Genomic DNA, 19,827 nt, shown 5'->3' on the forward strand with positions numbered 1-19,827 from the left:
GTGCCGGGGCGGACTTATGGCGGTGCGGACGCGTTTGCACATGACAAATTTCGATGCATCCATGAAATTGCCACTAAATCTGGCATTGCAATTTGCCTGCGAACAGGTTCTGCGCGAGGATTTGGGAGCGCCGCTTTCGTTTCAAACGAGGATTGTCATGGCTGGAGTGATGAGCCGCCGCCTGGATGTCGATGCCTTGCGGGCGATGGTGGCGATCGAGAAACATGGCGGCGTCACCCGCGCGGCCGAGGTGCTGGGCCTGTCGCAGTCGGCCGTCAGCCACAAGATCAGGCGGCTGGAAGCGAGCCTCGACTGCGAAATCCTCAGCCGCAAGGCCAATGCGCCGATGTTCACCAGTTCAGGGCAGGATCTGCTGGGCTATGCCAGGCGCATCCTGGGCATCCATGACGAGGCGATCCTGAGCCTGTCGAAAAGCACGCTGCAAGGCAAGATCGCGTTGGGGATGACCGAGGATACGACCTGCACGGACCTGTCGCGCATTCTTGGCCGGTTTCGCCGGCTCTACCCTGAGGTGAGCGTGCGCACGCAAGTGCGCATGAGCCTGGCCTTGCAGAAGCTGCTGGGCGAGGGGGCGCTCGACGCGGCCATCATCCAGGTGTTCCAGCACGAGGTCCGGCCCACCGACGTCCTGCTCTTCCGCGAGAGCCTGCATTGGGTGAAGTCGCCCGAACTGATCCTGGCGAAGGGGGAGCCGGTCCCGTTCCTGTCCTTCGACGACAACTGCTTCTATCGCCGTTGGGGCCTCGATCTCGGGCAGGACGAGGGAACGGTGTTCGAGATCGTGTTCGAATGTTCGAGCGCGGCCGGCATCATCGCCGGCGTGACCTCCGGGCTCGGCGTCGCGCTGCTCAGCCAGCGGCACCTGCAGCCCGGCATGGAGATCGCCGACAAGCAGTTCCCCAAGCCTCCGGACCTCGCCTACGTCATCCGCCGCGCCCGCAACGCCCGCAACCCCGCGCTGGAGACGCTGGTGAAGGAGATCGAGGCCGAGGTGAGGCGCCACGGGACGCTGCAGATCGCGGTGTGAGGGGATGTCGGAGAGGCGTGGGCGTTCTGGATTCAAGAAAGTCTTGCTTTTCCCTCCATGAGCCGATCGGTGCTGGACGTCTGCTTTGCGCCGCATCCATGACATGCGCGATGTCAATCGCTGATCCGAGCTGTCGGCGAAACGGGAGCGTGGCGCCTCAACGCCTTGCCCGCGCCGCCTCGGTCAATCCGACGCAACAGTCCGCTTCCTGCGGTGGCGGCCTTTTGAATTTCACACGGCAGCGGCTGGGATGGGGTGCGGAACGCAAGGAACGAGTCAGCCGGCGTTCGCGTTATTTAAACTCGAACTAATGGAGGTAACCGTGAGAAAGCTGATATTGGCATCTGTGCTCGCGCTTGCTGCCACAGCCGCTGTGACTTCACCAACCAAGGCGCAATTTCTGTTCTCACCGTTCGGTGGTTTTTTTGGGGGTTTCGGAGGCCCGCCATTCCCCTACCGGCCCTATTACAACCCGTATTACGGCCCATACTACGGCTCGTATTACCAGCCATATCGACCATACTTCCGATACCACCACAGGTATTATCACCGGTACTATTACCCGCACCGGCATCACCACCACAGGCGACATCACAGGCACTACTATCGGTAGCTGCGGTTGAGCCGTTGGTCAGCTCGACGATCCCTGTCAGACGCCTTGACAGGGAAGGAGGTCAGCCCTCCCCATTCACCCGCTCATTATCTGGCGCGGTTCTTCGCGGGCGGCTGCGATCTGCCCCCGTCTTTCGATCCCTGGGCTGCTTTGACCAACCGGTCCAGCACTGGGAAATCTTTCAAATCTCGATAGGGCGTCAGGTCGAGGTCGTGAGGGACGGCCTTCACCTTCTCCTCGTCGATGGGCTTCTCGTTGCTCTTCATCAGGGCCTGATAGGCCTGCCATGAAACACGGGCTGCGCGGACGGCATCTCGCTCCGTCCGCAGCGCTATTTGGTGGGCATGCAGATAGTGAAGTCGCAATTTGTCCAAGAGCGATTTCTCGACCACTTCATGCGTGACCAAAAAGGGCGCAAGCCTTACCGCCCGGCCTTGCGACGCCATGGTGCGCGGTAAGTGGCGGTCGATATAGACGGTTCGCCCATCCTCGCTGTAACCGGCAAGATAAGGGATATCGAAATCGTGGTTCACCTCGACCCGCCGCTGCAAGGCAAGCACGACGTCTGTGAGGACTGCATTGTCCACATCTTCGGATTTGTGGCGGGCTTCGTCCTCGAGTTTCATCGGCAGCAACCTACAAGCAAACGTGCCACCCCACCAACGAGGCCCTTTCCGCATTGTTCCTTCCGATCGCAATCATGATGATGCCGCGCTCTCTGCGGTCTCGGAAGTTTCCTGTTGGGGGGCGCTCGATGCAGCCATCATCCAGGTGTTCCAGCATGAGGTCCGGCCCACCGACATCCTGCTCTTCCGCGAGAGCCTGCATTGGCTGAAGTCGCCCGAACTGATCCTGGCGAAAGGGGACCCGTTCCTGTCCTTCGACGACAACTGCTTCTATCGCCGTTGGGGCCTCGATCTCGGCCAGGACGAGGGAATGGTGTTCGAGATCGTGTTGGAATGTTCGAGGGCTTCGGCAATTTTTGGTGGCAGGCGATCTCTATCGCCCTGGCACAGGCCCCGACAGATGGTGAAAGCAGCTAGCGGTTCAGAGCGAAACCGATAGACCGCCGTCGACGGCCAATACATGTCCATTGACGTAGGCGGCAGCATCTGAGGCGAGAAACACCGCGGCTCCACCGAGTTCCTCAGCCCGGGCCCAGCGGCCTGCAGGGGTCCGCGCTTCGACCCATTTGGTGAAGGCTTCGTCGTTCATTAGCGCGGTGTTGAGTTCCGTTGCGAAATACCCGGGCGCGATCGCGTTGATCGTGATGCCGTGACGGCCCATCTCAGCTGCAGTGGAGCGTGTCAATCCATGCAGGCCCGCCTTCGCGGCAACATAGGCATGAATGGTGGGACGGCCAAGGATCCCTGCAACCGATCCGGTGTTTATGATACGCCCAAACTTGTTGGGCAGCATCAAGCGCACGGCGTCGCGTATCATTCGAAAGCAGGACGAAAGATTGACGGCAATCACTCTGTCGAAATCCTCGTCCTCCCATTCCACCAACGGCCTGCGATGCTGGATGCCAGCGTTGTTGATCAGAATATCCAGACGGCCATGGCGTTCGACCATTCCTTCGAGCGATGCCTTCGAGATCGCCGCATCAGTGACATCGAACGGCAGGGCTTCGGCACCGATCCTTTCGGCCGCTGCTGACAGGGCGTGGATGTCGCGGGCATTGACGATCACCGTCGCGCCGTTCTCGGCAAGTGCCTTGGCCATGGCGAAGCCGAGACCACGCGAAGCGCCCGTCACCAATGCGACACGGCCCTTGAGCGAGAACAATTGCGACATAGGGGTTCCTGTAGCAAGGGGCGGGAGTTTCCTCCCGCCCTTAGGCAAAAGCACTATTTGGCGACGCAGGTATCCGCTGTCTGTGGAGTACAAACGTCGAGGCCCGTGTAGGTCGGGTCAGCCGGCGGAGCCTTGCCGTCCTTCATATCCTTCAGTGCCATCATCGTCTTGTAGCCCATTTCGAACGGGCGCTGGCCAACCTGCCCGAGGGAGTATCCTTCCTTCATTTGTTCAATTTGCGTGGGCAAGGTATCGGCAACGACCAGCGCCAGTTCCTTCTTGGCGATCTTGTCTTTGTACGGTGCGACCGCAGCACGGTTGGCGTCGGGGATGAACTGCGGGAAACCACCGGTTGGGATGAACGCGTCGAGATTCGGGTTCTTCGCCATGATGTCTTCAAACTGCTGCACCGAAAGAGGAAAATCATCGTTGGTGTAGAGCGGACAGCCTTCGATTTCGGTCCAGCCGTTCTGGCCGGTTAGCCGGTCCCCGGGCGAGGCGGCCGATTTGGTGCCCGAAAGAGTATCGCGAATGCCCTGCATGCGTTCATTGTGGTTGGCCGCCGCCGCGCCGCCCGACTGGATGCAGATCGTGCCCCCCTTGGGCTTGACCTGCATGGCCAGCTTGGCAAGGTTCACACCGATCTCATAATTGTGGGTGCCGATATAGGCGGCGCGAAGATCCTTGTTCTCGGGCAGGAGGTCGGAATCCCAGGTGAGCACCGGGATACCGGCTTCCTTGGCGGCCTGCAGCGCAACCGCCATCGCCGCGGCATTCGATGGCGACACGGCGATGCCGTCCACCTTCTTGGCTACGAGATCCTGCACGATCTGAACCTGCTCGTCGCCGCCGCCATGCTCGCCGGGGCCTATATACATGCACTCCACGGCGCCCTTCGATTCAGCTTCGGCCTTCTTGCAGCCGTCGCGTGCCTGGTCGAAAAAGGGATTGTTCATGTTCTTCGGTACCAGGGCGAACGTATATTTCGCCTGGGCGCCGGAAACGGCGAGCACCATTGCGCCAAGCGCCACGGCCGCCGTCAGCAGATGTTTTTTCATGTCACGTTCTCCTCCTAGCTGGATGTCCCGCAGGCCTCCCGCCGGCGGGTTTCTAGCGGCTTTTCTTGGGCATCAAGACGGCCAGCGACTTGGCGAGAATGGATTTGCCGCCGGTCTGCATGCCCAGGAGAACCGCAAGAACGATGAAGGCGCCGACGAAGGCACCCTGCCAATTTGAATCGATGCCGGCCATCAGCAGAGCGTTCCTGATCACTTCGAGGAAGGCTGAACCGATGATCGCGCCGAAGGCCGTGCCGGCGCCGCCCATGAGGCTGGCGCCGCCAATGACTGTCGCGGCGATCACGCGCAGCTCGTACCCCTGGCCCATGGCGTTGATGGCTGAGCCGTTGTAGCCGAGGAGCAGGAGGGAGGCGAGCGAGGCGGTGAAAGCCGAGAAGACGTAGGCCTCGAATTTGATCCAGTCGACCGGAACGCCGGTAAGCCGTGCCGCGTCCTCATTGCCGCCGATGGCGAAGAGATGCCGGGCCCAGGCAGTAAAATTGAACACGAAGCCGACGATGAGGGCCAGAACCACCATGGTCCAGAATTGCGATGACAGTTCTGGTATCCAGTGCGGTGCCCAGTGCTCGGGCCCATGCAGCGGCCATCTCCACTGACCGATCGCTTTCACGATTGGAGCATCGGGCCCGAATTGGTAGAGCATTTGGTTGGCCGAGAATACGACCGCGAGCGAGCGCGCCGCGGACAGCATGCCGAGGGTGACCACGAAGGATGGCATTCCGACATAAGCGACGAAGAAACCATTGACCGCGCCGCAAGCCATACCGGCGAAAAGGCCGATGGCGAAGGCCACGTACCAGGGATAGTGCCAGGTCAGAAACAGGCCGGCGACAATGACCACGAGGCCCATGATCGAGCCGACCGACAGATCGATGCCACCAGTAATGATCACCACCGTCATGCCGAGCGCCATGATGCCGAAAGGTGCGAAGTTGCGCGTGACGTTGGCGGCGTTTTCGGAAGTCCCGAAGCTCGGTTCCATGGCAGTCATCCAGGTGACGAGTGCAATGAGCGCGATCGTCACCCAGAAGGGCTGACTTGACATCACACTTTGGAGCGCGGTCTTTTCCTTGGTCGGGACGAACTCAGACATGCCCGGTCGGCTGGTTTCCCGGGCAGACTCCCTGACACTAACTGACTCCCGAGCACTATTCGCCACGGATGGCCCCCGTTATTAGTCCAGTGATTTCCTCGGGTGATGTGTCGCCGGCATCCTTGTCGGCAACCTTCGAACCCCGCCTGAGCACAATGATACGATCTGAGACAGCGAAAACGTCAGGCATGCGATGGCTGATCAACATGACGCCAACCCCTTGCGCTTTGAGGCGTCGGATCAATTCAAGCACTTCCGCCACCTGACGCACCGAAATAGCGGCGGTCGGTTCGTCCATCAGCACCAGCTTGGCGTTTGAAAGCCGGGTCCGCGCGATGGCTACCGCCTGACGCTGCCCACCCGACATCTTCCTGACGAGGTCGCTCGGCCGGGTTTCCGATTTCAGTTCCTTGAACAGCGATGCCGAACGCTCGACCATCGCCTGTTTATCGAGCACCTTGATTGGCCAGAAGCCCTTCTTCATCTCGCGGCCAAGAAAGACGTTCTGCGCGGCCGTCAAATTGTCGGCGAGCGCAAGATCCTGATAGACGACTTCGATACCTTTGGCCCGCGCTTGGACGGGTTTATGGAAGTGACAAACCTCGCCGTCCACGACAATTTCGCCGTCGTTCGGCGGGAAATTCCCGGCCACCGTTTTGACTATCGTTGACTTGCCGGCACCGTTGTCCCCCATCAGCCCCACGACTTCGCCTCGCTCCACTTGGAAGCTAACGTCCGTCAGGGCCTGGATGGCCCCAAAATTCTTGGAGACGTGGCGAACCTCAAGTACCGGCATCGCGGTCCTCTCCGGACAACATTGCCAATTGTCCCGGCCATATGCAGGACAGCTAATCAGCGAAACGCTTTCAACACAATGATTTATTGGATTAGGATTTCCGGCGATCACCTTAACTGAGACGGCGGGAGAGGTTCGGTCTGGCGGATTGATTTCAGCCCATGGGTGGCGCGGAAATCGATGTCGCCTTCAACCAACGCATCGCCACCGCGAGGATGGTGGCGATTTGCGGAGGGTTCGCGACCTCGTCGAGCTTGCCGCGATTGGCGGGATTGGTGACCACCAGCTTTGCGCCGCTGTAGCCCAGGCGATGCTCGATCGCCTTCGGGCCGAAGGCGGTGAACAGCGGCTGGTAGACGGCGCCGATGCGCCAGGCGCCGAGGATCAGCGCCACCAGTTCGGGAATGCGCGGCAGCATGCCGGCCACGACATCGCCGGGGCCGACGCCCAACTGCTTCGGCAGAGTGCCGACACGCGCCGGTGTGCCGGCCGCAGCATTCCACATAGGCGTTGATGCCCGTCGCAGGATCGCCCTGCAGTCTGGCGATCTCATCCTCTATACGAAAGCCCGCAACGGCATCGTCATAGCGCGGCAAGCCGGTCTTTGTCGTGGTCATGAAAAATCCTCCCTGACGGCGCTCCATGTCCCATGGCGCGCCGTCGCGGCGACATTGACATCAGATGGCGCCAATGGGCAACGATGGACGTCTAAAGGCTCGCCTCGGCGAAGATGCCTGCCGCCCAGTCGAGGAAAACGCGCAGGCGCGGCGAGAGCTGGCGGTTCTGCGGATAGAGCGCCGACAATGGCGTGGGCGAAGGCGGGTACTCGGCCAGCACCTCGACCAGCGTGCCGTCGGCAAGGTCCTTCTCGAAGCGATAGCGCGGCGCCTGGATGAGGCCGAGGCCGAGCCGCGCCAAGTCGGCGGCGGTGTCGGAATTGTTGGCGGCGACGCGGCCGGGCAGCCTGACCTCGCGCGTCTTGCCGCCGACGGTGAATTCGAAGGGCAGCACTTCGCCGGTGCGCGAGGAGACTAAGCCGACCGCCTGATGGCCATCCAGCGCATCGGGGGAGGCGGGCGTGCCGTGGCGAGAGAGATAGGCGGGGCTGGCGTAGGTCATCTCGCGGATCATGCCAAGGCGCCGCATGATCATGCCGCTGTCGGGCGGCTCGCCGACGCGGATGACGCAGTCGACACCCTCGCGCACGAGATCGACCAGCCGGTCGCTCTGGCCGATCTGCAGGTCGATGCGGGGGAAGCGGCTTAAAAACTCCGGCAGGCGCGGCAACAGGAAGGTGCGGGTGAGCACCGTGCTGGCGTCGATGCGCAGCAGGCCGAACGGCTCGGCATCGCGAAAGGCGGCCTCGGCATCCTCGATCTCGGCCAGGATCGACAGGCAGCGCCGGTAATAGGCCTCGCCGTCCTGCGTGGCGTTCACCTGGCGCGTCGTGCGCTCCAGCAGCCGGGCGCCAAGATGCTCTTCCAGCCGCCGGACCGCTTCCGTCGCGGTTGAGCGCGGCATGCCGAGATCGGCGGCGGCAGCGGTGAAGCTGCGCCGTTCCAGCACGCGAACGAAGAGCCGCATTGTGTCGAGCCGATCCATGGGCCTTTGTTCGCAGTTTCCGAATAGTGATGTCAAGAGATGGCTGATTATCCGGAAGTTGGCCTCGCCTATATCCGTCTCACCACCAGAAGGAGAGACTTCCATGACATCTGACCAAACAAGCACGGGCCAAGCCAGGGCGGCGATCGTGACCGGCGCCTCCAAGGGCATCGGTGCGGCGATCGCGCGGCGGCTCGCCCGCGACGGTATCGCCGTCGTCGTCAATTATGCGCGCGGACAAGCGGAGGCCGAGGCGCTGGTGCGCGCCATCGAAGCCGATGGCGGCAAGGCGATTGCCGTGCAGGCCGACATCGCCGATCCGGCCGGCATCGCCAGCCTTTTCGATGCCGGCGAGAAGGCGTTCGGCGGCATCGACATCCTTATCAACAATGCCGGCATCATGAAGCTTTCGCCGATCGCGCAGGCCGATGACCCCTTCTTCGACACCCAGGTCGCGATCAATCTCGGCGGCGTGTTCCGTGGCATGCGCGAAGGCGCAAAACGCCTTCGCGATGGCGGCCGCATCGTCAATTTCTCGAGCAGCGTCGTCGGCCTCTACCAGCCGGGTTACGGCGTCTATGCCGCCACCAAGGCGGCCGTCGAGGCGATGACGCACATCCTGGCTAAGGAGCTTGGCGCGCGCGGCATCACCGTCAACGCGGTGGCGCCCGGGCCGGTCGAGACGGCTTTGTTCACGGACGGCAAGAGCGCGGCGCAGATCGAGGCCACCGCCAAGATGATCCCGCTCGGCAGGCTCGGCCAGCCCGACGACATTGCCGGCGTGGTCTCGTTCCTGGCCGGGCCGGACAGCGGCTGGATCAACGGACAAATCATCCGCGCCAATGGCGGCGTGATCTGAGGCGGCGGGCCGCTGCTGCCTGCCGACCTGCTCCATCCCAAACCCGAAACCAACCTCCAGAAATAAGGAAAAGATCATGCCGTTCGCCAATATCAAGATGCCGCAGGCGGCGCTCTCCAAGGCGCAGAAGGAAGACCTCATCCATCGGACCACAGCCATGTTCGTCGATTTTTTCGGCGAGGGCGTGCGGCCCTACACGATGGTGCTGGTGGAGGAAGTCGCCGACGGCGGCTATGGCCGCGCCGATGAGGTTTTCATCGTGCCGGAAGCTTTTCGCGCCAAGGAATAGGTTCCGAACGCGATACCCGTCATATGACGACTGGTGGCCGCGCACACCAACGTCCGCCCTGTTCGTGGGGGTATGGTGGCGGGGGCCGGGTGGGCAGCTCTTGGCTGTCCACCTGTCTCGCTTCGTTCAGGGCGGCGTCTCAAAACTGGCCCGCGAACGGTGGCGTTTGTCACGCCGGCAGGTTCATCTGTTTTCGAAGGCTTTTGTCAAAAGCATTCGCGGGAACGAACCGTCGCAGCAGGTACAGGCGGCGCGCCTGCTTGCTGGCGGGATAGCGCAGCTTCGGCGATGTCGCGGTGACCGCGGTGACGACCGCCTGGCCGACGATCTCGGGAGCATCGCCGGCTTCGATCGCACTGTTCCAGACCGCGGTCGCCGTTGCCCGCGCCTGATCATAGACACTCATCATCCTGTCCGGCTTCGTCGCATTGTGATCGAGAGCGGTGCGGGTGAAGGCCGGTTCGACCAGCAGGACGCGAACACCGAAGGGACGGACCTCATGATCCAGCGATTCGGAATAGCCCTCGACGGCATGTTTTGTGGATGTGTAGAGCGCGCTGAACGGGCTCGGGACAAAGCCGACGACCGAGCTGATGTTGACGATCCGGCCGCTACCCTGGCGCCGCATGATCGGCAGTACCTCGTTTATGACGCGGATGAGACCGAAGACATTGACGTCGAAAAGGGCCTTTGCCTGTTCGACCGACGATTCTTCCGCGCCCGCGATCAGTGCAGTGCCGGCATTGTTGACGAGCAGGTCTATGCGCCCGGCCTGGCTTACGACCTCCGACACCATGCGTGCGACGGAGTCCGCATCGGTCACGTCGCAGCTCAGCATGGTGATCCCGGCCGGCGACCCGGTTGTGGCTTTCCGGCTCGTGCCGAAGACGCGGTAGCCGGCCGACAGAAGGGCCTTGGCCGTTGCAAGTCCGATACCGCCGGCTGCCCCGGTAATGACGGCGACGCCGAGATTTTTGGTATTCATTTCAATATCCTTCGAGATGCATGGTCATGGCGCTTGTGCTGACGGACCTGTCAGCCGCGCACGCTCAGGTGAAGCATGGGGTGATGTTCGTAATGGCCGGCGCCATTCCTCACGATGGGGTCTTGCGAGGTTATCGCCTGGATGTCCTGGTCCTCGGCAATCCGGTAGAGCGACAGGCCATAGCCGCCGCCTGGATCCATCACCGGACCATGGGCGACGATCAGTCCGCGATCGAGCAGTTCGTCCAGAAATGCGCCATGCTGCTTCATCCATTCCCGCTCGTCGCCGGTCATGGTCGCGAGAAAGTCGGTGCGGGGCGGGATGTACTTGCACAGATAGAACTTCATTTGGGGACTCCAGCGGCGCGATGTCCGGCCGTCACCTTCACTTTTCGGTGGAACGGCCTGGCGGGATCAGATACTATCAAATTAGTAGTAAGTCACTATCAAAATGGTATCGACGTGAAGAATCTTTCCAACCAGCCCTGTTTGATCGCCCGCAGCCTCGGCTCGGTGGGCGACACGTGGAGCATGCTGATCATGCGCGACGCCCATGCGGGGCTCAGCCGTTTCGACGAATTTCGCAAGAACCTCGGCATCGCCCCGACGATGCTGACCAGCCGGCTGGCAACCCTGACGGAGGAAGGGCTGCTGGAGAAACGGCGATATTCAGAGCGGCCGCCACGCGATGAATATGTGCTGACCCAGGCGGGTCAGGATTTGCTTCCCGTGCTGTTTTCGCTCGCCGCATGGGGGGCAAGGCACCGGGGCGGTGGCAATTTCACCCGGTTCTTCGACGCCGAGACAGGAACCGAAATCGACCCGGTCAGCATCGATCGCGGGACCGGGGCGCCGATCGGCAGCCGTCCCATCCAGATCGTGATGCCCAAGCTGCCTGACGAGCCGTCGGACTGACTGGGTGCGTAGCCTCCGCTCCGAACGGACGGCGATATCTCGCCGGTAAGAGAGGCAAGGTGAGCGTTCGGATCAGCCGCTCTTCTTCGCGCCGACCCAGTCGACCGCGATCTCGGCGAACAGCCAGTCGCGGAAGGCCCTGATCTTCTTCTCGCGCAGCGCTCCTTCGGGATAGACGACGTAGTAGCTGGCCGCTGATTTCAACGCGAGGTCGAAGGGCCGTACCAGCCGGCCTGCCGCGAGGTCGGCCGAAACCAGCGCGCTGCGGCCGAGCAACACGCCTTCGCCATGCACCGCGGCCTCGACGGCGAAGGTGGCGGAATCGAAGCGCACGCCGCGCTTGGGGTCGATGCCTTCGACGCCTGCCTGTTCAAGCCATGTCGCCCAGTCGATGCGGAAGGCGTCGTGGATCAGCTTGTGATGCCTCAAATCCCCGGGCTGCCGCAGCGGATGGTCGCCTTCCAGGAGTTCGGGACTGCAGACGGGGAAGACCTCTTCATCGGCGAGGAATTCCGCCGTCACCCCGGTATAGCCGCCACGGCCGTAGCGGATGGATATGTCGATACCGTCGCTGACGAAATCGGCCAGCACGCCCGAGGTCGCCAGCCGCACGTCGATGTCGGGATTGGCGCGATGAAAGCGATGCAGCCTCGGCACCAGCCAGCGCCCGGCGAAACCATCCGACGTGCTGACGTTGAGGATGCGGGTCGAGCGGTCGGGCGTGGCGGCGATGGTGGCGGCGGCGATCTTGTCGAGCGCCTTGCCGACCTCCGCCGCATAGGCCGCGCCGACAGCGGTGAGGCGCACGGAGCGCGTGCCGCGATCGAAGAGCTGGATGCCCAGCCTGTCCTCGATGTTGCGAATGGCGCGGCTGACCGCGCCATGGGTGAGGTTGAGCTCTTCGGCGGCCTTGGAGAAACTCAAATGTCTCGCGGCCGCGTCGAAGGCGGGCAAAGCGGTGAGGGGCGGCAATCTGCGCGGCATGGTTCGACCTGTGAGCGTTGCTCACAAATCCTGCACAAAGAGTCGTTTGTCGTCCAGCCGCGAATGACCCAATATTCAGGCGTCCCAAGCATCCATACCGGACTTCCGGTTCATCGATGCGCTGAATTGACCAGACAAGTGTGAGCAACCGTCATGCTCGCCCCGCCCGGGCGACATCGGCAGGCTTGCGCCCAGTGAAACACAGGAGACGGATTATGACCTTGACCCTTCGACCCATCGGGGCCGCGATGAGCGGCCTTGCCACGCGAGGCGCGGCAGCGTTCGAGCGCCGCCGCACGCTGCGCCAGATCTCCCGGCTTTCCGATCGCCGTTTGCATGACATCGGCCTCGAACGCGACTGGGACGGTTCCATTCTCGGCAATGGGAGGGCGATATGACCAGCACCCTGATCATCGGCGCGACCGGGCTTCTCGGCAGCGAGATGGCGAAGGCCAGCGCGCGCAATGGCGACAGCCTCCATGTCCTCGTCAGGCCCGCCACATCGGCCAATGAAGCGCGGATGCACCCGCTGAAGGAGCTCGGCGCCACGGTGCATGTCGGCGATCTCGATGACTATGACAGCCTTGTGCGCGCTGTCGGCAAGGTCGATCGCGTCATCAGTTCGGTGCATGTCGGGTCGGCCAGCGAGATGACGCTGGTGCGCGCCGTCAGGGATGCCGGCGTCTCCCGCTATGTGCCGTCCGCCGGTTTCGGCCTCGACTTTGCCGCCGCCGCACCCGGCTCGATCGAACCGCTCGACATCAAGCGGGCCGTCTTCGACGCGGTCAGGGAGGCCGACCTGCCCTATACGGTGATCTACACCAACGGCTTCTTCTCGACCTGGGTGGCGACACTGGGCGACCTCACGCGCTTCGGCTCGTCGCCGCTGCCGCCCGACGAGGTGACGCTCTATGGCGACGGCAATGTGCCGGCGACGTTTGTCAGCGAGAAGGATATCGCGGCGGTCACCTTGCGTGCGCTGGAGGATCCCGACGCCGTTCGCAGCGAAATCCGCATCGCTCAGAACAAGATCACACAGAGTGCGATGATCGAGCTGTGGCGCCGGGTGAGCGGCCGCTCGCCGCACATCAAGCAGATGAGCGCCGAGGAGCTTGAGGCGCTGATCGCGGCGGTTCCCGGCCTTGGATTGCTGCGCGCGTTCTGGATCCGAGGCGAGACCGCGCTGGAGACGGCCACGCCTGAAGCCGGGACGCTCTACCCGGAGCTGAGGTTTGAGACCATTGAAAGCGCTTTTGCGGCGATGGCGGGCTAAGGGGGCGGAGGTTGTGAAGGCAAAGGTGGCGCCGTAGAGCGCGGCGGACATGGTTGGCGTTGCGACAGTGGTTGACCCGACAGCCCATCCGGCCGATAGGTCCGCCCGAACAGCCCGAGACGCCCAATGCCCAACCTCAAAGATGCAACCCGCGCCGCCGACACCGCCTGGCAGGACGACGTCCGCGCCGGCGTACGCCATGTGCGCGACCTCTCCTCCTTGCCGCTCTCGCCGGCCGAGCGCGAAGCCGTGCAAGCCGCCGCCGCGCTCCACAAGGTGCGCGCGCCAAAGAGCTATCTCGACCTGATCGACTGGAACGATCCCGCCGATCCGATCCGGGCGCAGGTGATCCCGTCGCCTGGGGAATTGGACGAGACGGAGGGCGAGCTTGGCGACCCGATCGCCGACCATGAATTCAGTCCGGTGCCCAGGCTGACGCATCGCCATGCCGACCGGGTGCTTTTATTCCCGACCTATCAATGCGCGGTCTATTGCCGGTTCTGCTTCCGCAAGGAATCGCTGACCTCGATCGGCCGGGGCTATACGCGCGAGGCGCTGGAGCCGGCGCTGGCCTATATCGCCGGCCACCCCGAAATCCGCGAGGTGATCCTGACCGGCGGCGATCCGCTGTCGCTGCCCGATGCGGCGCTTGCCGAAATCCGTGCCCGCATCGAGACCATCCCCCATGTGCGGCTCTTGCGCATCCACACGCGTGTGCCGGTGGCGTTGCCTTCGCGCATCACGCCAGGGCTCGTGGCGGCACTGCAGGGCCGACTGATGGTGACGGTGGTCACCCACTTCAACCACGCGCGCGAGATCACATCCGCGACTGAGGCGGCTTGCCGCACCTTGCGGCAGGCGGGCTTCGTGCTGCTTAACCAGAGCGTTCTGCTCAAGGGCGTCAACGATACGGTCGAGGTGCTGGAAGAGCTCTGCCGCGAGCTGATGTACCGGCTGGGGATAAAACCCTATTACCTGCACCATGGCGACCTGGCGCGCGGCATGGCGCACCGCCGCACCACGATCGCCGAAGGCCAGGCGCTGGTGGAAGCGCTGCGGTCCCGCCTGTCGGGTATCTGCAATCCGGTCTATGTCATCGACCTGCCGGATGGGGGAGGCAAGGTGCCGCTCGGACCTTGCCATGTCGAGGGGCAACACGGGCAGAGCTGGCGGATACGCGGGCTGGATGGGGAGGTGAGGACCTATCGGGAGGTGGTTAGCGAATAGGCCGATGCCTGTTCTGCAATAAACGCCAGCACGACCACGCGCGGGGCGATGCAGTATGCGATGCTGACCTTGCGGCCCATCCTCGTTGTCGCGTGGCCGGTTTCGAGGTCCACGGCGATGTCCTCATAGCCCAGCACTTCGCGATCCAGCGGATAGGCAGCCTTGTAGACCGCTTCCTTGGCGGCGAAGAGGATGCGGCCGGCGAGCTGCCGGTCGGCTGCACCCATCCGGTCGGCGGGAATGGCTACGAGCGAGAAAATGTCGTTGGGCAGGGGCAGCGCCGGCTCGACATCGATGCCGAGCGAGCCGATGCCGGCAACGGGCGCGACCGCCGCCACCGCCATGTCGTCATCATGCGCGAGCGAGCCCGTTATCCCCTCCGGCCATGCGGGTGCACCTGATGGCGTGCGCAAGAGGGCGAAACCGTCGAAGCCGACGTCCGCCAGCAGCCGGTGCGCGATCCAGCGCGCCGCGCCGCTGGCCCGCCGCATGGCCGGCTGGCGGGCGGGGATCGAGCCTGCCTCCGCCGGCAACAGATGGGCTTCGTCGCCGTCGCGGATGATCCGGCAGCCGGTGCGGAACCCGGCCGGGGCCATGGCGGCCATGGCGCGCGCCAGGGCAATTTCCTCGGACGGATCGGCTGATGGCGTCATCGGTCGCCGGCCGGGAGGACGAGATCGGCGATCATTTCGCCGTCCTTATCGAGCCCCTCCTCGACGAAACCGGCGCTGCGATAGAGCCGCCGTGCCGCCTCGTTCTCCGGTTCGTAGCATATCGACACGTGCCTGATGTGGCCGAGCCCGCGGATTTCCTCCAGCACCGCCCGCAGCGCGGCCTTGCCGTAGCCCCGGCCCTGCCAGGCGCGGTCGATCATGAAGCGGTAGATGCGCGCCTCGTCGTCGTCCCGCGGCGCCTCGTACATCAGGAATCCGACAAGCCGGCCCCCGGCCGTCACCGCGCGCGGCCGCGCGTCCCGATCGGATATGGCTTCGCGCAGGGAATCCGCATTGCTGGCGACGAAATCCATCTGCTCCGGCGCCAGCTGCAACGTGGTGACCAAAGCGCGATTGGCCCTGGTCACGGGAGCGATACGGATGTCCACCGTGCCAGGCGCGCCGCCCTTCAAGACGCAGATGCCCTGGAGTCCTCGTTGATCGGCTCGACGAACCGGTGCAGCTTGGCCGGGTTGCCGCGCCAGATGGAGTTTGGCTCCAGCTCTTCGCCCTTCATCACAAAGGAATCGGCATCGACCATCGATCCCTTGCCCATCACAACGCCGTAATGGACAAAGGCGGACGGCCCGAGCGTGCAGCCATCGCCGATGCGGATGAAATCGGACTTGAACGCGCCTTCCTCCAGCGAATGGGCCTGGATGACGCAGCCCTCGTTGAGCGTGACATCGTCGCCAATCTCCACCAGCGAACGCTCGGTCAGGTTGGCGCCGCCGTCATAGACGCGCTTGCCCACCTTGACGCCCAGCGTGCGCAGGATCATCGGCCGGAACGGCGTGCCGGCGAACAGCCGCACGATAGGCGAATCCGCCAACTTCCAGTGGCGCTCATGGCGCCAGAAGGTGACGTCGTAGATCGTCGTTATCCGCGGCTTCAGCTTGCGGAAACCAAGGCTTGCCCGCTCGACGAAGATGTAGAACGGAATGGTGATCGCCGAGGTCAGAAGCACCGCCGCGAAGAGGGCGATTTCCGCCCATTCGGTATAATAGTTCAGCGCCCGGTCCCAGATCGCCAGCGTGGCGAACAGCATGACCCATTGCGTGGCCATGAACAGGAGGATCGTCACCAGATTGTGACGGTTCTTGAGCGGGATGCGCTGGCGCCGGTCCGCCTCGTCGATGCCGGCGATGAGTTCCTTGTCGCGGTTCACCATGCGCGGGATTTCAAAGGGCGGCGAGCCCAGAAGGCCGACATTCTCGCGCAACGGCCCGTCGATCGGGACCATCACCTTGGTGCCGAGCAGGACGTTGTCGCCCGTGCGTCCATCTGGCGGATAGTAGATATTGTTGCCGAGATAGTTGCGCTCGCCGATCCGCGTCGGCTCGAGCCGGAACGCGGAGGCGGACTTGTGCATGTTGATCATGAAAAGCCCGTCCGATACCATGGTCTCGGTGCCGATCTCGCACAGCAGCGGGTTTTCATGCTGCTGGTTGGAGCCGAAATTAGAGCCGGTCTGCACCACCTTGTTAAGGTTCCAGCCGATGGCGCTCATGTAGTGGACGATGGCCGAGCTGTCGCCGAACAGCAGCCCGAGCACGCGTGAGTTGCTCGAGAACTCGGCGACCGCCTGCAGCCAGTAGCGGAAGCCGTAAAGCGTGTAGGTGCGGCCGGGTTTCAGGATCAGGCTGAACAGGCGCGGCACCACCGTGGCGGCGAGGAAGGCCGAGGCGATGTAGCCGAAAAGCGTGACTGTGGTGCCGATCGCCACGATGCCGATCGTCTCCTGATAGTCGTCGCCGACATTCTCCCAATAGCTGTGGAACAAAAGCGGCAGCGGGGTGACGATGGCAAACAGCCCTATCAGCTGCACGGCCTCGTAGAGGAAGCGCCGGATACGGGGAGGGTTGACGTTGCGCACCTTGCAATAGTCCGCCGTGGTCGGCACCGCCGGCGATCCATGCCAGTGTTCGCCGTCCGGGATGCTTTGCCCGCGCTGCAGCGAGGAGGAATGGCCGAGCTGCCCACCGTCGCCGATCGCGGTGTCGATGTCGAGCGTGCAGCCGACGCCGACGAAGGCGTCACGGCCGATGGTCAGCGGCCCGGTGTGGATATAGCCGGCCTGGGCGCGATAGCCGAGGATCAGCGATTCCTTGCGCAGGATCGTACGGTCGCCGATCGAAATCAGGTCCGTGCACACGGGCACGGCACGGGATTCGATGACCACGTTCTTGCCGATCCTGGTTCCCAGAAGCTGCAGGTACAGGCTGTAGAGCGGGCTTCCGCGGAACAGCACGACAGGTGCCGTGCGGATCAAGGTCTTGACCACCCAGAAGCGATAGTAGCGCAGGCCCCATATCGGGAACGCTTCCGCCTTCCAGCGGCCGACCAGCACCCATTTGGCGGCAACGGCGAAGCCCGACATGCCGAAGAACACGCCGGCCGAGAGCAACACGCACCTGACATATAGCTGCAGCGGGTCGTCGAGCGTGTCATAGACCCAGTTGAGGCCGTCATTGACCGCCCACAGCGCCACGTAGCTGTAAAGCGCGTAAAACAGCAACTGCGCCGCGCCGCAGGTCCAGTAGACGAGGTTGGACGCTTGGCGGGTGAGAACAGGCTCGTTGGTGGCCGTCGTCATCTCTTCCGCCACGCTGAGGTGCTTGGCCAGGCGCGCCACGGTTGGATAGAGATAGATGTCGCGCATGGACGTCGTCGCCCATTCCTTGCGGGTGCGCACGCGGGCGCAGAAATGCGCCATGAGCAGCGAGTTGGCGCCGAGATCGTCGAAGAAATTGTCCTCGACGGACACGTCGTCGAATCTCAGCACGGCGCATAGCGCGTCGGCCAGGAAACGCTCGTCGTCGTTGCCGGGCGGCACCAGGGCGCGGTCGGCCGAAAGCCGGACGGTCGTCGGTTTGGGAAGCTGGCGAAGATCGACCTTGTTGGAGACCGTCATCGGGATCGCCGGCAGTTCCTCGAGATAGGAGGGCACCATGTAGTCCGGCAGCCGCCGCTTCATCGTCCGGGCGATGTCGGCGCGCGAGAGCGCCGGCTGGCCGGCCTTGGGCGCGTAATAGGCAACGAGCTCGACGCGGCCGGGCTCGATCTCCCAGGTGGTGACGGCGGCCTGCGCGATTTCAGGCTGGTCCAGCAGCACGGCCTCGATCTCGCCGAGTTCAATGCGATAGCCGCGGATCTTCACCTGGGTGTCGATGCGCCCGGCATACTCGATCTCGCCGGCGTCGTTGATCCGGCCAAGGTCGCCGGTGCGGTAGATGCGCTTGGACGGGTTGTTCGGCAGGCCGAGGAAATCGGCGATGAACTTCTGTTCGGTCAGGTCTAGCCTGTTGAGATAGCCGACCGCCAGCCCGATGCCGGCAATGCCGATCTCGCCCAGTTCACCAGGCTCGGCAAGTTGCGGCAGCGAAGGGTCGAGAATGACGATGGAATAGGTGGGCAGCGGCGCGCCGATCGTCACCGGCCGGTCCGGCGTCAGCGCACCCATGGTTGCCGTGACGGTCGCCTCGGTCGGGCCATAGGTGTTGAGAATCTGCCGGCCGGACTTCGACCAGCGCACCACCAGATTGTGGGGGCAGGCCTCGCCGCCCACCAGCAAGGTGCGCAGGCTGGGCACGTCCGATGTCATGGACGACAGAAGCGTCGGGCTGCAGGCCATGCAGGTGATGTCGTGATGGCGCAGGAAATCGGCGAGCTCTTCGCCCACCAGAGGCATCTGGCCCGGTGCTGGCACGACGGTCGCGCCGGCGACGAACGGCACCCAGATCTCCTCGGAGGAAAAGTCGAAGGCGATGGTCATGCCCTGGTAGACGCGATCGCCCGGCCGGTAGCCGTAGGACGCGGCGGCGACGCGGATGAAGTTGACAAAACTCTGGTGGCGGATGGCCACGCCCTTGGGCCTGCCGGTCGTGCCCGACGTATAGAGGATGTAGCAGATGTCTTCGATTGCAGTGGCGACCGGCGCCTTGTGCGGCTTCAGCGGCGCGTCGGACTGGGCTGATATCTCGGCGGCGGCGCTGTCGATCAACAGATGCGGAACCGGCAGCTGGTCGGCCCGCGATGCATAGGTGGCGATGGTGACGATCAGGCTGACGCTGGCGTCTTCGATGATGAGCGCCATGCGCTCTTCAGGAAAGGCGGTCGCCAGCGGCACGAAGGCGGCGCCCGCCTTGACCACAGCGAGCAGGGCCACATAGGTTTCCGCGGACCGGTCGAGAATGAGGCCGACCCGGTCGCCCGGCCGCACGCCGCGCTTGACCAGCAGGCGGGCGAACTGGTTGGCGCGCTTGTCCAGTTCCTGATAGGTCCAGCCGCGGCCCTCGGAGATCACCGCCGGCAGCGTGGCGAATGTTTCGGCGAGTTGCTCAAAGACCTTGTCGAGCCGCTCGCCCGGCTGACCTGCCCGGGAAAAATCGGCACCCACCAGGACCTGGCTGTGTGCGATGGAGGCAAGTCCTGCAAGCGCATCGGCGCTGTGGGGGCTGGTCTCGGGCTCTCCGCCCGATCTTGCCGCTTCCCTGTCCAGTTCGGCGATTTCGATACCGTGGTCCATTTCCAAACTTTCTCGTCCTGGCGAAGC

The 19,827-nt window shown here is 63.5% G+C and carries 19 protein-coding genes and 2 pseudogenes; 8 read left to right on the plus strand and 13 right to left on the minus strand.

Annotation, left to right across the window (positions count from 1 at the left end):
- Positions 1-157 precede the first annotated feature (157 nt).
- Entirely contained in the window at positions 158-1,048 is an 891-nt protein-coding gene (locus FJ434_RS25150; protein ID WP_140751450.1) for a LysR family transcriptional regulator, read from the plus strand.
- A gap of 699 nt (positions 1,049-1,747) precedes the next feature.
- On the opposite strand, the gene FJ434_RS25155 is transcribed toward FJ434_RS25150, so the two are convergent.
- Positions 1,748-2,287, minus strand: a complete 540-nt coding sequence (locus FJ434_RS25155; protein ID WP_140751448.1) for a hypothetical protein — start codon at positions 2,285-2,287, stop codon at positions 1,748-1,750.
- A 118-nt stretch (positions 2,288-2,405) separates the two neighbouring features.
- Here FJ434_RS25155 and FJ434_RS30370 point away from each other — a divergent pair.
- Positions 2,406-2,642: pseudogene (locus FJ434_RS30370) on the plus strand (LysR family transcriptional regulator); the annotation flags it as partial.
- A gap of 66 nt (positions 2,643-2,708) precedes the next feature.
- Here the strand turns inward: FJ434_RS30370 and FJ434_RS25165 are convergent.
- The 6 genes and pseudogenes from FJ434_RS25165 to FJ434_RS25190 form a co-directional block, all read right to left on the minus strand.
- On the minus strand, positions 2,709-3,458 hold the full coding sequence (locus FJ434_RS25165; RefSeq protein ID WP_140508690.1) for a glucose 1-dehydrogenase: 750 nt from the start codon (positions 3,456-3,458) through the stop codon (positions 2,709-2,711).
- A 53-nt stretch (positions 3,459-3,511) separates the two neighbouring features.
- A complete protein-coding gene (locus FJ434_RS25170; protein WP_140713876.1) occupies positions 3,512-4,516 on the minus strand; it encodes a sugar-binding protein in 1,005 nt (334 codons plus the stop codon).
- Positions 4,517-4,568: 52 nt separating this feature from the next.
- The gene (locus FJ434_RS25175; protein WP_140508635.1) at positions 4,569-5,630 is read right to left on the minus strand and encodes an ABC transporter permease; all 1,062 of its coding nucleotides are present in this window, start codon (positions 5,628-5,630) and stop codon (positions 4,569-4,571) included.
- Positions 5,631-5,685: 55 nt separating this feature from the next.
- Positions 5,686-6,426 (minus strand): ATP-binding cassette domain-containing protein, encoded by a 741-nt coding sequence (locus FJ434_RS25180; protein WP_140751446.1) that lies wholly within the window; start codon positions 6,424-6,426, stop codon positions 5,686-5,688.
- Between the two features lie 167 nt (positions 6,427-6,593).
- Positions 6,594-7,077: pseudogene (locus FJ434_RS25185) on the minus strand (AMP-binding protein); the annotation flags it as partial.
- 57 nt (positions 7,078-7,134) lie between these two features.
- The gene (locus FJ434_RS25190) at positions 7,135-8,028 is read right to left on the minus strand and encodes a LysR family transcriptional regulator (protein WP_140751444.1); all 894 of its coding nucleotides are present in this window, start codon (positions 8,026-8,028) and stop codon (positions 7,135-7,137) included.
- A gap of 103 nt (positions 8,029-8,131) precedes the next feature.
- On the opposite strand from FJ434_RS25190, the gene FJ434_RS25195 reads away from it, so the two are divergent.
- Positions 8,132-8,887 (plus strand): SDR family oxidoreductase, encoded by a 756-nt coding sequence (locus FJ434_RS25195; protein WP_140751441.1) that lies wholly within the window; start codon positions 8,132-8,134, stop codon positions 8,885-8,887.
- Positions 8,888-8,963: 76 nt separating this feature from the next.
- A complete protein-coding gene (locus FJ434_RS25200) occupies positions 8,964-9,176 on the plus strand; it encodes a 4-oxalocrotonate tautomerase family protein (protein ID WP_027144271.1) in 213 nt (70 codons plus the stop codon).
- Positions 9,177-9,345: 169 nt separating this feature from the next.
- On the opposite strand, the gene FJ434_RS25205 is transcribed toward FJ434_RS25200, so the two are convergent.
- Positions 9,346-10,161 carry an oxidoreductase gene (locus FJ434_RS25205; RefSeq protein WP_140751439.1) on the minus strand — a complete coding sequence of 272 codons (816 nt, stop codon included), beginning with the start codon at positions 10,159-10,161 and terminating at the stop codon, positions 9,346-9,348.
- A gap of 50 nt (positions 10,162-10,211) precedes the next feature.
- Positions 10,212-10,508 (minus strand): YciI family protein, encoded by a 297-nt coding sequence (locus FJ434_RS25210; RefSeq protein WP_140751437.1) that lies wholly within the window; start codon positions 10,506-10,508, stop codon positions 10,212-10,214.
- A gap of 114 nt (positions 10,509-10,622) precedes the next feature.
- On the opposite strand from FJ434_RS25210, the gene FJ434_RS25215 reads away from it, so the two are divergent.
- Positions 10,623-11,075 (plus strand): helix-turn-helix domain-containing protein, encoded by a 453-nt coding sequence (locus FJ434_RS25215; RefSeq protein ID WP_140508645.1) that lies wholly within the window; start codon positions 10,623-10,625, stop codon positions 11,073-11,075.
- Positions 11,076-11,147: 72 nt separating this feature from the next.
- Here FJ434_RS25215 and FJ434_RS25220 read toward each other — a convergent pair whose 3' ends face one another.
- Positions 11,148-12,059 (minus strand): transcriptional regulator GcvA, encoded by a 912-nt coding sequence (locus FJ434_RS25220; RefSeq protein WP_140751435.1) that lies wholly within the window; start codon positions 12,057-12,059, stop codon positions 11,148-11,150.
- Positions 12,060-12,274: 215 nt separating this feature from the next.
- Between FJ434_RS25220 and FJ434_RS25225 the strand changes: the two genes are divergently transcribed.
- The 3 genes from FJ434_RS25225 (at position 12,275) to FJ434_RS25235 (ending at position 14,559) form a co-directional block, all read left to right on the plus strand.
- A complete protein-coding gene (locus FJ434_RS25225) occupies positions 12,275-12,457 on the plus strand; it encodes a DUF1127 domain-containing protein (RefSeq protein ID WP_140508649.1) in 183 nt (60 codons plus the stop codon).
- Entirely contained in the window at positions 12,454-13,332 is an 879-nt protein-coding gene (locus FJ434_RS25230) for an NmrA family NAD(P)-binding protein (RefSeq protein WP_140508651.1), read from the plus strand. Before FJ434_RS25225 ends, FJ434_RS25230 begins: the two co-directional genes overlap by 4 nt.
- Before the next feature lie 126 nt (positions 13,333-13,458).
- Positions 13,459-14,559 carry a KamA family radical SAM protein gene (locus tag FJ434_RS25235; protein ID WP_140713862.1) on the plus strand — a complete coding sequence of 367 codons (1,101 nt, stop codon included), beginning with the start codon at positions 13,459-13,461 and terminating at the stop codon, positions 14,557-14,559.
- On the opposite strand, the gene FJ434_RS25240 is transcribed toward FJ434_RS25235, so the two are convergent.
- From FJ434_RS25240 to FJ434_RS25250, 3 genes are read right to left on the minus strand one after another with little or no spacing between them, the layout of a single operon-like run.
- Positions 14,535-15,212: a 4'-phosphopantetheinyl transferase superfamily protein gene (locus FJ434_RS25240; RefSeq protein WP_140751433.1), complete on the minus strand. Its 678-nt coding sequence runs from the start codon at positions 15,210-15,212 to the stop codon at positions 14,535-14,537. The genes FJ434_RS25235 and FJ434_RS25240 overlap by 25 nt on opposite strands.
- A complete protein-coding gene (locus FJ434_RS25245) occupies positions 15,209-15,685 on the minus strand; it encodes a GNAT family N-acetyltransferase (RefSeq protein WP_140713858.1) in 477 nt (158 codons plus the stop codon). Before FJ434_RS25245 ends, FJ434_RS25240 begins: the two co-directional genes overlap by 4 nt.
- Positions 15,682-19,800, minus strand: a complete 4,119-nt coding sequence (locus FJ434_RS25250) for a Pls/PosA family non-ribosomal peptide synthetase (RefSeq protein ID WP_181166067.1) — start codon at positions 19,798-19,800, stop codon at positions 15,682-15,684. The genes FJ434_RS25245 and FJ434_RS25250 overlap by 4 nt, the downstream gene beginning before the upstream one ends.
- Between the last annotated feature and the right edge of the window lie 27 nt (positions 19,801-19,827).

The sequence above is a fragment of the Mesorhizobium sp. B2-5-13 genome (assembly GCF_006440535.1).
Lineage (GTDB): Bacteria > Pseudomonadota > Alphaproteobacteria > Rhizobiales > Rhizobiaceae > Mesorhizobium > Mesorhizobium salmacidum.